Source organism: Pseudonocardia sp. P1 (assembly GCF_000178675.2).
Taxonomy (GTDB): Bacteria; Actinomycetota; Actinomycetes; order Mycobacteriales; family Pseudonocardiaceae; genus Pseudonocardia.
The window spans coordinates 3,817,986-3,832,451 of record NZ_ADUJ02000001.1 but is presented as its reverse complement, the minus strand read 5'-3'; the positions used below and the strand labels follow the sequence as shown (position 1 = coordinate 3,832,451).

Annotated in this window: 13 protein-coding genes; 2 read left to right on the top strand and 11 right to left on the bottom strand. The window is 74.7% G+C overall.

The window, feature by feature from the left end:
• Positions 1 to 36 precede the first annotated feature (36 nt).
• From PP1_RS17525 to PP1_RS17495, 7 genes are all read right to left on the bottom strand, one after another.
• Complete coding sequence (locus PP1_RS17525; protein ID WP_082399246.1) at positions 37 to 1,080, bottom strand: SDR family NAD(P)-dependent oxidoreductase; 1,044 nt, start codon at positions 1,078 to 1,080, stop codon at positions 37 to 39.
• A gap of 89 nt (positions 1,081 to 1,169) precedes the next feature.
• Positions 1,170 to 1,817 carry a hypothetical protein gene (locus PP1_RS17520; RefSeq protein WP_010226297.1) on the bottom strand — a complete coding sequence of 216 codons (648 nt, stop codon included), beginning with the start codon at positions 1,815 to 1,817 and terminating at the stop codon, positions 1,170 to 1,172.
• Positions 1,818 to 1,899: 82 nt separating this feature from the next.
• Entirely contained in the window at positions 1,900 to 2,736 is an 837-nt protein-coding gene (locus tag PP1_RS17515; RefSeq protein ID WP_075314842.1) for a WXG100-like domain-containing protein, read from the bottom strand.
• Positions 2,733 to 3,068, bottom strand: a complete 336-nt coding sequence (locus tag PP1_RS17510) for a type VII secretion target (protein ID WP_075314843.1) — start codon at positions 3,066 to 3,068, stop codon at positions 2,733 to 2,735. Before PP1_RS17510 ends, PP1_RS17515 begins: the two co-directional genes overlap by 4 nt.
• Positions 3,065 to 3,394: a YbaB/EbfC family nucleoid-associated protein gene (locus PP1_RS17505; protein ID WP_010241392.1), complete on the bottom strand. Its 330-nt coding sequence runs from the start codon at positions 3,392 to 3,394 to the stop codon at positions 3,065 to 3,067. Before PP1_RS17505 ends, PP1_RS17510 begins: the two co-directional genes overlap by 4 nt.
• Positions 3,395 to 3,444: 50 nt before the next feature.
• Complete coding sequence (clpB, locus tag PP1_RS17500) at positions 3,445 to 6,066, bottom strand: ATP-dependent chaperone ClpB (RefSeq protein WP_010241393.1); 2,622 nt, start codon at positions 6,064 to 6,066, stop codon at positions 3,445 to 3,447.
• A gap of 393 nt (positions 6,067 to 6,459) precedes the next feature.
• Positions 6,460 to 7,233, bottom strand: coding sequence for a pyridoxamine 5'-phosphate oxidase family protein (locus PP1_RS17495; RefSeq protein ID WP_249266058.1), 774 nt, complete (start codon positions 7,231 to 7,233; stop codon positions 6,460 to 6,462).
• Positions 7,234 to 7,546: 313 nt separating this feature from the next.
• On the opposite strand from PP1_RS17495, the gene PP1_RS17490 reads away from it, so the two are divergent.
• Positions 7,547 to 8,719 carry a globin domain-containing protein gene (locus PP1_RS17490; protein ID WP_010241398.1) on the top strand — a complete coding sequence of 391 codons (1,173 nt, stop codon included), beginning with the start codon at positions 7,547 to 7,549 and terminating at the stop codon, positions 8,717 to 8,719.
• 61 nt (positions 8,720 to 8,780) lie between these two features.
• On the opposite strand, the gene PP1_RS17485 is transcribed toward PP1_RS17490, so the two are convergent.
• The 4 genes from PP1_RS17485 to PP1_RS17470 are packed head-to-tail and all read right to left on the bottom strand — an operon-like array spanning position 8,781 to position 13,002.
• Positions 8,781 to 9,590 carry a TauD/TfdA family dioxygenase gene (locus PP1_RS17485; protein ID WP_010241399.1) on the bottom strand — a complete coding sequence of 270 codons (810 nt, stop codon included), beginning with the start codon at positions 9,588 to 9,590 and terminating at the stop codon, positions 8,781 to 8,783.
• 57 nt (positions 9,591 to 9,647) lie between these two features.
• Positions 9,648 to 10,508, bottom strand: coding sequence for an ABC transporter permease (locus PP1_RS17480; protein ID WP_010241400.1), 861 nt, complete (start codon positions 10,506 to 10,508; stop codon positions 9,648 to 9,650).
• Entirely contained in the window at positions 10,505 to 11,446 is a 942-nt protein-coding gene (locus PP1_RS17475; protein WP_010241401.1) for an ABC transporter permease, read from the bottom strand. The genes PP1_RS17480 and PP1_RS17475 overlap by 4 nt, the downstream gene beginning before the upstream one ends.
• On the bottom strand, positions 11,443 to 13,002 hold the full coding sequence (locus tag PP1_RS17470) for an ABC transporter substrate-binding protein (RefSeq protein WP_010241403.1): 1,560 nt from the start codon (positions 13,000 to 13,002) through the stop codon (positions 11,443 to 11,445). The genes PP1_RS17475 and PP1_RS17470 overlap by 4 nt, the downstream gene beginning before the upstream one ends.
• Positions 13,003 to 13,160: 158 nt before the next feature.
• On the opposite strand from PP1_RS17470, the gene PP1_RS17465 reads away from it, so the two are divergent.
• Positions 13,161 to 14,465, top strand: a complete 1,305-nt coding sequence (locus tag PP1_RS17465; protein ID WP_139323997.1) for an MDR family MFS transporter — start codon at positions 13,161 to 13,163, stop codon at positions 14,463 to 14,465.
• The last annotated feature ends 1 nt before the right edge of the window (position 14,466 follow it).

The window sequence follows — 14,466 nt, the reverse complement described above, 5'->3', positions numbered from 1 at the left end:
GGGGAGCCGGATCCCGCGCGGCGCCCCGGTACCGGGTCAGGCTCCGCTGACGACGGCGCTGCCGTGCGGCGAGACGTGCCGGGTGCGGGCGCGGTCGCGGGCGGCGGCCGTCGCCCGGGAGCGCTGCTCGGCCGTCCGCAGCGACCCGGCGACGAAGTGCGTCGAGCGGCCGCACCCGGAGGCGGCGGCCGTCGACCGGCCCGCACCCGGACGGGCCGGCAGGTCCGGCAGCCGGGACGGTGCCCGCACCGGGGCGGCCGGCGCGCCCGCACCGGCGAGGAGCTCCTCGGGCGCGTGGCCGCAGCCGGGGGCCGCCACGTCGCGGCGCGGGACGGACGGCCCGGACCCGGCGCGCGGAGCCGCCGCGGCCGGCATGAGCGGCTCGCGGGTGGCGTCGGAGAGGAGCTCGGCGCCGCGGCGGGCGGCACGCACCCCCGCGCCGACCGCGCGGCGCGGCAGGTCCCGCAGCACCGACGGACGATCCGGCGCGGCGGCCGGGTCCTCGGCGTCGAGCACGGCGAGCGCCCGCTCCGGACGGTCGTCGGCGCGCACGACGGCGGCGCGCACCCCGCTGCCGTCCAGCGTCGCGGCCAGCGAGGCGGTGAAGGCCGTGGCCCACACCGTGCCCGGCTCGCCACCGGTGTCGCCGGGGGCCGGTGCCGGCCCGACCGCGAGGACCGTGCCGGTGCCGCGGCGCAGCATCCCGGGCAGCGCGGCGTGGGTGAGGCGCATCGTGGCCGTCACCCCGAGGTCGACGAGCGCCTGCCGGTCGTCCACGGAGGGGACACCGCCCGCGGCCACGGTCACCTCGGACGCCGCGTCGTGGACGAGCACGTCCACCGCGGGGGCCTCGGGCCCGGTGAGCAGCGCCTCCAGGCGGAACAGGCCGCGCCGGGTCGCCAGGTCGGTCACCAGGACGTCGGCGCGGACGCCGTACCGGCCGGCGAGCGACCGGGCCGCGATGTGCGCCCGCGCGGCGTCCCGGGAGACGAGGAGGAGGTCATGTCCGCGGGAGGCGAGCCGCTCGGCCAGAACCGCGCCGAGCCCGGAGCCACCGCCGGTGATGAGTGCCACAGCCACTCGAACAGGGTATCCACCCCCGATCGGGCTAGCGCGATCGGGTGGTCACGTGTCGTGTCTGTTGATCAACGCAGCGCGATGTCCGCTGGTCAGGACTCGACAGCGGGACCCCGGACGTGGAGGCCCTCCTCCAGGGCGGTGGCGACCTCGGCGAGATCGGCGAGCAGGTCCTGCATCCGGTCGGCGGAGATGCCGACCGGGGCGGCGGCCAGCACCCAGGAGTCCTCCGCCCAGAGCAGCTCGACGTCCTCGCCGACCGCGTCGCTCGCGTCGGCCAGTCGCGGCGTCAGCAGCGGGCGGACGGCGTCGGCGTCGCTGACGAAGGCGTAGCGCTCGCCGACGGGCTCCAGGAGGTCCAGCCCGGCGTCGTCGGGCAACGGGGCCGACGGCAGCCGGAGCTCGACGGCGGCCGGCAGCGACTCCTGCACCTGGACCGCGCAGAGCACCGAGCTGACCCGTCCGGCCTGCTCGTGGTCGAATGCGTAGGCGCGGCGCGGGCCGTCCGGCGTCGGGACGTCCCCGGTGACCAGGCTGCGGGCCACGCCGGGGCCACCCTGGTGGATGGTCCCGTAGCGCCAGCGGCTGGGCAGGACGGGATCGGAGTCGAGGTACTCCCACTCGCGCAGCGAGGCCCAGCGCTTCCGGTCGCGGGTCGCGCCCCCGCGGAAGCGGTCGAAGACCAGCAGACCGACGCCGACGACGACCGCGACGAGGGCGATGACGAACCAGACCGACATGCCGCGGAGCGTAGTCCCGATCGGCGTGGCGACGTGGTAGCGCCACGACCCGGACGTGCACCTTTCCGGGTACGAGGTGCTCTCACTCCGGTGCCGGGTCGTCGCCTCCGGCGGCGGAGGCGCGGGCCGCGGCCTCCTGTTTGCCGTGCTCGACCGTGCGGTCCGGCCTGCCGATCGCGGCGTGCAACGCCGTCTCGGCCCGTCCCGCGAGCTCGGCGGACTCCCGGAGCGCGTCGACCAGCGTCTGCACGCGGTCGCCCAGCCGCCGGCCCAGCTGCACGGCGTCGAGCAGCGCGTTCGTGACGGTGACCGGTGCGGCGGCCCCGCCGCTGATCGCCGTGAGCACCCCCGACGTGGCCAGGCCCGCCAGGAAGTCCGCGACGGCGTCGCGGATCAGGGCGCGCTCCGCACCGACCATCGCTCCCGTGTGCAGGACCAGCTCGGCCGTCGCCCGTGCCTGCTCGGCGATCCGGTCGGCTCCGGCGGCGACGGCCGTGGTGGTGCCGGCGAACCCGGCGGCCGCCGCGCCCTCCCACGCGCGGCCCGCCTCCTCCACCGCCGTCCGCGCCGCCGTGCCCTGAGCCGTCAGCACGTGGGACAGGCGCTGCCAGCCCGCCGCGAGGTCGCCGACCTCCTGCGGGTCACCGGCGAGGGCGTCCAGCGGTTCGCGGAGGAACCACAGGTGCTCGATGGCCCAGCCGGCGAACGCCGAGGTCAGGGACCCGAACGGGTCGGCGACGAACCCCAGTGTGTCCAGGCCGGCGGCGGCCGCGGCCCAGGCGACGCCCGCGGCGTCCTGCTCGTCGACGGCCGTGCCCACGTCCCGGTACGACGAGACGATCCCGCTGCCCTCGAACCAGGCGTCCGCGCTCTCGCCGGCGTCGCCCTCCGGGGCGGGGGGAGCGGACGGCGCGGTCACCGCTCACCGGCCGGGACCGCCGGGACCCCGACCCCGGCGAAGGCCAGGGCCGCGCCGGCGTCGGCCAGCTCGTAGTCGCGCGCCGCGTGCCGCAGCTCCCCCGCGGTCCGGCGCAGGGACGCCGCGAGCGCGGACACGGCCTCGGCCCCGGTGTGCACCGCCGACGTCGCCGCCCCGGCGAACAGGCCGCCGACCAGCCTGAACGCGTCCCCGGAGACCTGGCCGGCGGTCGGCCGCGCCGCGTCGACGGCCGTGGCGACGTCGTCGAGCCGGGCCGCGACGGCCGCCATCCCAGCGGGATCGGCGCGGAAGCCGCCGTCCGCGGCCGTCACCGGCTGCCGCCGGACGTCAACGGCTCCATGATCTTCTCGACCTGGGATCGGGCGTCGGCCGCGGCCTCGCGGCACAGCCGCAGGACGGTCCCGGCCAGCCGCGCACGGGGAAGGTCGTCGGCCCGTACCCCGAACCGCAGGTCGGTGACGGCGCCGGACGCGTCGACGGTGACGGCGACCGCGCCGTCCCGGGTCTGCGCGGTCGCGGTCACCGCCGTCGCCCGGTCCCGGGCCTGCTCGACCCGTACCCGGATCACGTCGAGCCGCTCGCGGTACTCGGCCAGCCAGGTCTCCGCCGACGGCGGAGCCGATGTCGGTCGCTCCATGGACCGGGACGATGGCCTCCACCGCCCCGGCCCACGGCCGGGTCCGGGGATCAGTTCGCGATCGCGACCGGGCTCGTCGACCTGCCGACGACCAGCGCACCGGTCCCGCCGGACGCCGACGGGTCGAGATCGACCCGCACGGTGTCGCCCTCGCGCACCGATCCGGACAGCAGCTCGCGGGCGAGCTGGTCACCGATCGAGCTCTGCACCAGCCGGCGCAGCGGCCGGGCGCCGAAGACCGGGTCGAACCCGTTCATCGCCAGCCACTCGCGGGCCGCGTCGGAGACCTCGAGCGTCAGCCGCCGCTTCGCGAGCCGGTCGCCCAGCACGCCGACCTGGATGTCGACGATGTGGGTCAGCTCGTCGGTGGACAGCGCGTGGAAGACCACGACGTCGTCGAGCCGGTTGAGGAACTCGGGCTTGAAGTGCGTCCGGACGACGGCCATGACGGCGTCCTCGCGCGCCTTCTCGTCGAGCGCCTGGTCGGCGATCGCCTGGCTGCCCAGGTTGGACGTCAGCACCAGGATGGTGTTGCGGAAGTCCACCGTGCGACCCTGGCCGTCGGTGAGCCTGCCGTCGTCGAGCACCTGCAGCAGCGTGTCGAAGACGTCCGGGTGGGCCTTCTCCACCTCGTCGAGCAGCACGACGGTGTACGGCCGCCGCCGCACCGCCTCGGTGAGCTGGCCGCCCTGGTCGTAGCCGACGTAGCCGGGCGGGGCGCCGACCAGGCGGGCCACCGAGTGCTTCTCGGAGTACTCGCTCATGTCGACGCGGACCATCGCGCGCTCGTCGTCGAACAGGAACTCGGCGAGCGCCTTGGCCAGCTCGGTCTTGCCCACACCGGTCGGGCCGAGGAACAGGAACGAGCCGGTCGGCCGGTTCTCGTCGGCGATGCCCGCGCGGGCGCGGCGCACCGCGTCGGAGACGACGCGGACGGCCTCGGCCTGTCCGATCACCCGGCGGCCGAGCTCGTCCTCCATGCGCAGCAGCTTCGCGGTCTCGCCCTCCAGCATCCGGCCGGCCGGGACGCCGGTCCAGGAGCTGACGACGTCGGCCACGTCGTCCGGGCCGACCTCCTCCTTGAGCATGACGTCCTCGTGGGTCTCCACGACCGCCGTCTTCTCGGCCAGCTCCTTCTCCAGCTGCGGGATGCGCCCGTAGCGCAGCTCCGCTGCCCGGCCCAGGTCGCCGTCGCGCTCGGCGCGGTCGGACTCCCCGCGGAGCTGCTCCAGCTGCTCCTTCAGCTCGCGGGTCGACTCGATGGCGCCACGCTCGTTCTGCCAGCGTGCGGTCAGGGCCGTGAGCTCCTCGCGCTTCTCGGCCAGCTCGGCGCGCAGCGCGACGAGCCGGTCGGCCGAGGCGGCGTCGGACTCCTTCTCCAGCGCCATCTCCTCGATCTCCAGCCGGCGGACCGCCCGCTCCACGGTGTCGATCTCCACCGGCCGCGAGTCGATCTCCATGCGGAGCCGGGACGCGGCCTCGTCGACCAGGTCGATGGCCTTGTCGGGGAGGAACCGCGCGGTGATGTAGCGGTCCGACAGGGTGGAGGCGGCGACCAGGGCGGCGTCGGTGATCCGGACGCCGTGGTGCACCTCGTAGCGCTCCTTGAGCCCGCGCAGGATGCCGATCGTGTCCTCGACGCTCGGCTCGCCGACCAGCACCTGCTGGAACCGGCGCTCCAGCGCCGCGTCCTTCTCGATGTGCTGCCGGTACTCGTCGAGCGTGGTGGCGCCGACCATCCGCAGCTCACCGCGGGCGAGCATCGGCTTGATCATGTTGCCGGCGTCCATCGCGCCCTCGCCGGACGCGCCGGCCCCGACGATCGTGTGCAGCTCGTCGATGAAGGTGATGATCTCGCCGGCCGAGTCGGTGATCTCCTTGAGGACGGCCTTGAGCCGCTCCTCGAACTCGCCGCGGTACTTCGCACCGGCGACCATCGAGCCCAGGTCGAGCGCGACGACCCGCTTGCCCCGCAGGGACTCGGGCACGTCGCCGTCGACGATCCGCTGGGCGAGCCCCTCGACGATGGCGGTCTTGCCGACGCCCGGCTCGCCGATGAGCACCGGGTTGTTCTTGGTGCGGCGCGACAGCACCTGCACCACGCGGCGGATCTCGGTGTCCCGGCCGATGACCGGGTCGAGCCCGCCGTCACGGGCGCGGGCGGTCAGGTCCTGGCCGTACTTCTCCAGCGCCTGGTAGCTGCTCTCCGGGTCCGGGCTGGACACCCGGGCCGACCCGCGGACCCTGCCGAACGCCTCGCGCAGCGCGTCGGGCGTGGCGCCATAGCGCTGGAGCAGCTGGGCGACCGGGCCGCCGGACTGCGCGAGCCCGACGAGCAGGTGTTCGGTGGAGACGTACTCGTCGCCCATCTCGGTCGCGAGCTGCTGGGCCGCGGTGATCGCGGCGAGCGCGTCCCGGGACAGCTGCGGCGCGCTCACCGAGGATCCCGACGCCGACGGCAGCCGGTTCCCGAGCGCGGTCACGTCCTTCCGGACGGCGCCGGCGTCCGCCCCGACCGCCTCCAGTAGCGGCGCGGCGATGCCGTCGCCCTGGGCGAGCAGCGCACCGAGGAGGTGGGTCGGCCCGACATCGGGGTTGCCGGCCAGCGTCGCGGCCTGGACGGCTGCGGAGATGGCCTGCTGAGTACGGGTGGTGGGGTTGAAGGAGTCCATGCTCCGCGTTCCTCCTGGTCCTTCTCTGTCGTCTGGTGGTCCGTGGTGGGGAGCGGCACCGCGGACCGCTGTCCGCACAGTCTGCCCGCCGGCGCACCTCTCGACAGTGACAACGGCAGGAAAGTTGAGTCTGTTCCGCTCAGGTCGAAAATTTCTCGACCCCTCTTCCCGGGCACGGGCGGTCCCGGGCCGCCGGGGACCGGCTCGGCCACCGCCGCACGGGCGCGCCGGCGGATCCGACGCGGACCGCGGCCGTCGACATCGGACGGCGGCATCGGGGGTGCGGCATCGGGGTGCGCGCGCGTCCTCGCCGGACGGCGCGCACGGCTCACGGCCCGGACGCCCTCGCCGGGCGCCGCCCGGGGAATGCCGGGGGGTGCGGAGTGGCCCCGCTCAGCGGGAGTGCGGACGGCGGCGCAGCGCGCGGGAGGCACCGGCACCCAGGTGCGTGGTGCTGGGGAACCGGCGGCGCGCCGGTCGTGGCACCCGCTGCGGGGTCCCCTTCGCACCGAAGAAGTCGCCGCCCTTGCGGGCCGGGTCGTCGGTCCCCCACGCCCGCCGCTGCGTCACCCGCTCCATCCGCGGGATGTGCTTGCGGCAGTGGATGTAGGCCTCCTCGACCTCCACGACCACCCAGCGCTCGGCGCGGCGGCCGGCCACCTGCTCGCCGCCGTGGCCGGGGAAGGCCGCGCGGAAGGCGGCGTCGTCCATGATCCGGGCGCGGCCGTTGACGTGCAGCCCGATCAGGGACTCGGTGAAGTCCACCATCAGCATCCCGACGTGCGGGTTCTCGACGAGGTTGCCGAGGCTGGCGTAGACGCCGTTCCCGCGGTACTCGGGGTAGGCCAGCGTGAACTCGTCGATCACCTGGACGAAGCCGGGCGGGCCCGCGCGCAGCGAGCTGTCGCACTCCCCGTGGCCGTCGGCGGTGGCGACGAACGCCATCTCCATCCGGCCGATGAACTCCACCATCGTGGGGAGCAGCCGGTCACGGAGCTGGTCGTCGTAGAAGCGGTCGGCGCGGGCGGTGCTGCCGACCTCGTCCTGGAACACGTGCTCGCCCGCCGATCCCGGCCGGTGGGACTCCTCGGGGTGCGGGAGGGTCTCCGGAAGGCTCGCGGGACGCTCCCGGCCGGGGAGCACCGGGGCGGGGGTTCGCAGGGGCACGGACACCACCGTGCCATCCGGAGGGCCCAGGACCAAACGGACGCAGGATGCACACACCGCCCCCGCCACGTCGGCATTCTCCGGCGCGGGCGCTATCCTGACCGTGGCGCCACCCACGCCATGACGAGTGCCCACCGTCCCCGAACGGATGATTCGTGACCATGCGTACCCGCTCGCTGCCACCGAGTGAGCCGGCTGCTGCGCGTCGCACCGGCGGGCGGAGGAACTCGCGTACCCTGACCGGCGGTGCCGGGGCGTCGAGGCCCACCGGCACCGCGGCACGGAGCACGACCGAGGAGAGTGTCCGCCAGGCATGACTGCTGACCAGCTGATCGCCGGCGACGTCGCCCCGCCGCGACGCCCCGCCTCGGAGGCGGACCGGACCGTCGAGCTCATCCGGAACAGTTTCGCCCTCGTCGAGCCCCAGGCCGAGGAGCTCGGCAAGCACTTCTACGCGCGCCTGTTCAGCCGCGCCCCGGAGACGCGGGACCTGTTCCCGGTGAACATGGAGGTGCAGCGCAGCCGCCTGCTGCGCGCCCTCGTCCACGTCGTCCAGATGGTCGACCAGCCGGACGACCTCGTCCCCTTCCTGCAGCAGCTCGGCCGCGACCACCGCAAGTTCGGCGTGCTCTCCCAGCACTACGACGCGGTCGGCGACGCGCTGATCTCGGCGATCGCGACGTACTCCGGCGAGAACTGGACGCCCGACGTCGAGAAGGCCTGGACCGGCGCGTACGGGATCGTCGCCGACGCGATGCAGCAGGCCGCCGCCGCCGAGCGCGGGCCGGCGTCCTGGCTCGGCCGGGTCGTCGACCACCGCCGGATCGGCTGGGACCTGGCCGTCGTCACCGTCGCGACCGAGCAGCAGGTGCCCTACCAGGCCGGGCAGTACGTCTCGGTGGAGACGCCGCACCGCCCTCGGCTCTGGCGCTACCTGTCCCCGGCGAACGCGCCGCGGCACGACGGGACGATCGAGTTCCACGTCCGCGCCGTCGAGAACGGCTGGGTGAGCCGGGCGATCGTCGCGCACAGCCAGATCGGCGAGACCTGGCGGATCGGCCCGCCGATGGGCCGGATGGCCGTCCCGCAGAACACCGAGCGTGAGCTGCTGATGGTCGCCGGTGGCACCGGCGTCGCCCCGATGAAGGCCCTGCTCGACGAGGTGCGGCAGCGGCCGCGGCCGCCGCGCACCCAGGTGTTCGTCGGTGGCCGCACCTGGGACGACCTGTACGACTTCACCTCGCTGCGGAAGCTGTCCTACAGCTTCCCGTGGCTGGACGTGATCCCGGTCGTCGAGCACGAGGACGAGCCGTCCGGCGCCGAGACCGGCACCCTGGCCGACGTCGTGACCCGGTTCGGCGCCTGGAGCGACCACGACGTCCTCGTGTGCGGCTCGCCGGCGATGATCCGCTCGACGGTGTCCCGGATGCTGGTGGCGGGCACGCCGCTGGACCGGATCACCTACGACCCGTTCACGATGGACTGAGCGCCACCACGCACGACGACCGACGGCCGCCCTCCCGGTGTGGAGGGCGGCCGTCGGTGTCTCAGAAGGCCTCGGTCGTCCTGACCGACAGGACGTGCAGGGTGCGCGAGCCGCTGAAGGCGTCGCGACCGTGCAGGAACCGGTAGTTGTCGAGGATCAGCAGGTCACCGCTGTCCATCCGGAACCGCGGGGCCGCCTCGGACGCCGTCGCGAGCAGGTCGGCGTACTCCTCGATCCGGGCGAGGTGCTCGTCCCACTCGGGGACACGGGGCACCGGGAGCGCGTAGTCGCTGGCCCGCACCGCGCGGCGGCCACCCCGGGTGTACTCGACCATCCTGCGGAGCAGGGGTGTGGCCGGCACGCCGCGCGGCGGGTCCACCCGCGTCCCGAAGAAGTCGGTGTCGGCGCCGGTGACGAACGCGTGCAGCTCCGGGTGGTCGGTGGCCAGCCGGTCGACCAGGGCGTAGCCGTCGACGAGCACCGAGTCCCCGCCGGACGGCGCCGGCGACGTGCAGTGCATCAGCAGGTAGTCCTCGTCGGGGTCGCGCAGGCGCACGGTGCGCCCGTGCACGTCGCCCTGCAGGTACGCGCCGTCGTTGTGCAGGCCCAGTGCGGGGGAGTCGGTCCCGCCCTGCGGGCGGATCCCGAACAGCTCGCGCAACCGGCCCCCGAGCACCCGGGCCGCGGTCACGACGAGGCACTCCGGGTCGAGCCCCGCCCCGGGGATCCGCACGACACCGTCCTCGGCGAGCACCGCGCGGGCGTCGTCGACCGAGGCGGTGCGCGGCACCACCCCGGTCTCGTCCACCAGGCACTTCAGCTCGGGCCGGGCCTCGCCCCGCCGCCGTCCGTCCGCTGCCGTCACCGCCACGTCGTGCCTCCTGCCGTTCGTGCGCTCTCGCACAAGTCTGGCAGGAACGACGCTCTTTCAGAACTGTCCGGAAGGTCCGGTGACGGTCCGTCGCTCGATCTCCCGGCCGATCCCGGTCACGATCAGCGCCGTGCCCACGACGGCCAGCGCGGGGAGGACGACGAGCTGCGGTGCGTTGAACAGGAACTGCCTCCCGTCGGCGAGCATCACCCCCCACTCCGGGGTCGGCGGCTGCGGCCCGAGCCCGAGGAACGACAGTCCGGCCACCGTGAGCAGGATGTTCGCGAACCGCAGGCACAGGTGCGACAGCAGCGGCCGGGTCAGGTTCGGCAGCACGTGCCGGAACGCGATGCGCCCGGGTCCGGCTCCGACGGCGACCGCGCCCTCGACGTACTCGCGGCTCCGCTCGCGTACGACGAGCTGGTAGGTCAACCGCGCGAACGGCGTCCACCCGGCGACGACGACCGCCACCAGCAGCGACCACACTCCCGGCGCGCCGCCCGACGCGGCCACGACGATCAGTCCGATCAGGACCGCCGGGATCGCGACGAGCACGTCGACGATCCGCTGGAACAGCTGGCCCACCACCCCGCCGGCCCAGGCGGCTACCACCCCGAGGAGCGTGCCGGTCACCGCGCAGACCGCGAGCGCCACCACCGTGAACCCGACCGAGATCCGCGCCCCGACCGCCAGCCGGGCGAGCATGTCCCGGCCGAGCTGGTCGGTCCCCAGCGGATGCTCCGGCGTGGGACCGGAGAACCGCTGCGAGAGGTCGTTGGTCGTCGGGTCGAGCGGCAGCAGGGCGAGCACGACGAGCACGCCCAGCAGCACGAGGCCGCCGATCTGTAGCGGGCGGCGCAGGCGCACCGACCGGCCGTCCGCGGCGTACCGGCGTCCGGCCATCACGCCGGCGCTCACCGGACCGCGCTCCGGGCGACCGGGTCCAGCGCGAGCGCGAGCAGCTCGGCTACGATCCCCGCCACCGAGGCCAGGACGATGATCGCCAGCAGCCCGGCCTGGGTGACCGGGAGGTCCTGCCCGAGCACCGCGTCGTAGAGCAGGCGGCCGACCCCGGGTACGGAGAAGAGCACCTCGACCACGACCGAGCCACCCAGCAGGCCGCCCAGGAACAGCCCGGACATCGAGGCCACCGACGTCAGTGCGAGCCGCCCGCCGTGCCGCCACAGCACGACACGGTCCGGCAGCCCCTTCGCCCGCGCGACCGTCACGTGGGTGCGGCCGAGCACGTCGACGGTCTCGGCGCGCACCAGCTGCGCGGAGAGCGCGGCCGGGAACGCCGCCAGGGTGAGTACCGGCAGCACCGCCTGCGCGGGGGATCCCCAGCCGGTGGCCGGCAACAGGGGGATCACCACGGCGAACACCAGCACGAGCACCGTGCCGAGGACGAACTCGGGCACCGCGACGCCGAGCACCGATCCGGAGGTCAGCATCCGGTCGAAGCGCCCGCCGGGCCGGCGCGCGGCCCGCACGCCGGCCGGGACGCCGACGAGCCCCGCGACGACCAGGGCCGCGACCGTCAGCACCAGCGAGACGCCGAGCGCGGGCCAGAGCAGCCCGGACACCGGGGTCCGGCTGGCGTAGGAGATCCCGAGGTCGCCGCCGAGCAGCGCGCCGAACCAGGCGGTGAACTGGTCCCACCAGCCGCCGTCCAGCGCGTACTCCTCGCGCAGCGCGGCCAGCACCGCTGGATCGGGATCCGCCTCCCCCGTCCGGCTGCGCAGGATGCCCAGCGCGGTGTCCTGACCGGACAGCCGGGGCAGCAGGAACACCAGCACCGCCCCGGCCACGAACACCAGCGGCAGGGCCAGCAGCCGGCGGAGGAGGAGGGTCGTCACTCCGTCTTCGCCAGCCCGGGGACGACGAGGGTCTTCGCGAGCGGGTCGACGGTGTAGCCGGCCACCCGGCTCCCGACGCCGTTGGCACTGGTGTGCACCAGCGGGACGCCGACGGCGTCGTCGTTCAGCTTCGCCGCGGCCTGCCGGAACACGTCCTGTCGGGCGGCCGGATCGGTCACGGTCGCCAGTGGCGCGAGCAGGGCGTCGAACTCCGGCGAGCAGTACCGGTTGATGTTGTACGAGCCCTCGCAGCCGTAGTCGCTGGTCAGGGTGGCTCCGGCGTCGGGGACGTCGAGCAGGTAGCTGCGGGAACCGAGATACATGTCGTAGTTCCCGGCGAGCAGGTCGGGCTCGCGGGCGTCGTAGTCACCGACGCGGATGGTCGCCTCGATGCCGGCTTCGCGCAGCATCTGCTGCACGGCCGTCGCCAGGGTGGGCAGCTCGGCCCGGGTGCTGTAGGTGCCGAGCTCGACGCGCAGCGGGTTGCCCGCGTCGTAGCCGGCCTCGGCGAGCAGCGCGCGGGCGCGGGCCGGGTCGGCGGGCGGCGGGGCCTCCTGCGAACCCCAGGCGACGGCCGGGCCGAACAGCTCGGACGCCGGGATCGCCGACCCCGCGAGGGCCTGCTCGCCGAGCGCGGTCCGGTCGATCGCGGCGGTGACGGCCTGCCGCACCCGCACGTCGGCGAACGGCGGACGGGACTGGTTCAGCATCAGCGACGCGGTCCGGGGAGCCGGCACCGTCTCGTTCGTGTACCCGTCGCCGGTGAACTCGAGGGCGCTGGACTCGGGCAGCTCCTGCGCGATGTCGGCGTCGCCGGCCCGCAGGGCGAGCGCCCGCGCGGCGGGGTCGGGTACGAAGTTCGCGGTGACCGTGGCGGCCTGCGGACGCTCACCCCAGTAGGTGTCGTTGCGCTGCAGCGTCACCGACTGGGTGCCGTTCAGCTCGGTGATCGTCATCGGCCCGGTGCCGGTGCCCTGCACCGACGGCGGCGTCGCCCCGTACGCCGACGGGGCGAGGATCGCGGTGTTCGCGCTGCTCAGCCGCAGCGGGAGGATCGGGTCCGGAGCCGTGGTGGTGACCCGGACGGCGGCGCCGCCGTCGGCCGCGGCCTGCAGGCCGGTGCCCTTGACCGCGCGCGGGGGCGCCTCGACGCCGGCGACATGGTTCAGAGCGGTCGCGACGGCCTGCCCGGTGAGCGGCTCGCCGTTCTGGAAGGTCACCCCCGGCCGCAGCTCGAACCGCCAGGTCCGGGCGTCGGACTGCTGTTCCCACGCGGTGGCAAGCGCCGGCCGCGGCTGCCCGTCGGGGCCGGAGGCGACCAGCGACTCGGTCACACCCAGTTGGGAGACCACGAACGCGTCGTCGGTGTCGACGGCGTAACCGGCCGCGGGGGCGAACGCCATCGCCAGGGTGAGCGTGCCGTCCGGGACGACCTGTCCCGTCCCGCCGCCGGGACCACCGCAGGCGGTGAGGATCGCGGTGCTCACGGCGAGCGCGGCGGCGACCCGGACGGGCGATCGACGGCGTGGTGGAACGACGGCCGGTTCGGCGGGCATGTCGGGATCGTCCTCTCCGGCGCCTCGACGGGATGTCACCCGGCGCCCGGAAGATCCTCGGAAAGTGTGTGCAGACGGTCAAGCATGTGCATCTGTGCGCATATGTGCCTGTTGCCATCGAGTCGCGATTGCGATCCGTGACCTGATACCACTGGGTGGTGCTCCGCAACACCCGCCGGCGGCCGACCGGGCCCGCACCGGCCGCCCTCCCCGGCCGCGCGCCCCGCTGGGCCGCGTTCCGGGCCCTCCCCCCGGTCGTACAGCTGCTCATCTCGACGCAGTTGGCGTTCAACGTGGGCTTCTACATGGTGCTGCCCTACCTGGCCACGCACCTGGCGGACGATCTCGGGCTGGCCGCAGCGGCCGTCGGGCTCGTGCTGGGGCTGCGGACGTTCAGCCAGCAGGGGCTGTTTGTCGTCGGCGGGGCGCTCACCGACCGCTACGGCGCGAAGCCGGTGGTGCTCGTCGGCTGCGCACTGCGTGTGATCGGCTTCATCCTCCTCGGCGCCGCCGGGACGCTGCCCGCCGTGATCGGCGGTGCCCTCCTCACCGGGTTCGCCGCCGCCCTGTTCTCGCCGGCGGTGGAGTCCTCACTGGCCCGCGAGGGCGGGGAGCTGGAGCGCTCCGGGGAGGGCCCGCCGCGGGCCGAGGTGTTCGCGATGTTCTCCGTCGCCGGTCAGGTCGGGACCGTCACCGGCCCGCTGGTCGGCACGGCGCTGCTGCTGGTCGACTTCCGGACCGCGTGCCTGGTGGCCGCGGCCGGGTTCGTGCTCGTCGGGCTCGCGCACTGGCGGTTGCTGCCGTGGAGCCCCGCCGAGCACGCCGGGCAGCCGATCCTGGCCGGGTGGGGCGAGGTGCTGGGCAACCGCCGGTTCATGGTGTTCGCCACCGGCTACTCCGGCTGGCTGCTCTCCTACAACCAGCTCTACCTGGCGCTGCCCGCAGAGCTGGAACGCGTCGACCGCACCGCCGCACTCGGCTTCCTGTTCGTGATGATGTCGGTGCTGGTGATCAGCCTGCAGCTGCGGGTCACCGGCTGGTCCCGACGACGGCTGGGGCCCGGCCGTTCGGTCGTGATCGGCTTCTGCCTGATCGCCACGTCCTTCGCCGTGGTCGCGGTGGCGCGGCTGCTGCCGGGGCTGCCCGGCTGGTGGGCGATCACGCCGGCGGTGGCGATGGTGCTCCTGCTGACGGTCGGCGAGATGCTCGCCGTCCCGGTCGCGCAGGACCTGGTGCCCCGGCTGGCCGGGGAACGCCGGCTCGGCGCCCACTTCGGGGTGCTCGCCTCGTTCGGAGGCCTGATGGTGCTGATCGGATCGACCGTCGTCGGCGCGCTGCTCGATCCGTCGGTTCCTGCCGCGGTGCCGTTCGTGGTGCTCGCGGCGATCCCGCTGGCGGGGGCGGCGGTCCTGGGCACGCTCGCGCGCCGCGGAGGGCTGGCACCCGCACCCGTGGCGGCCTGAA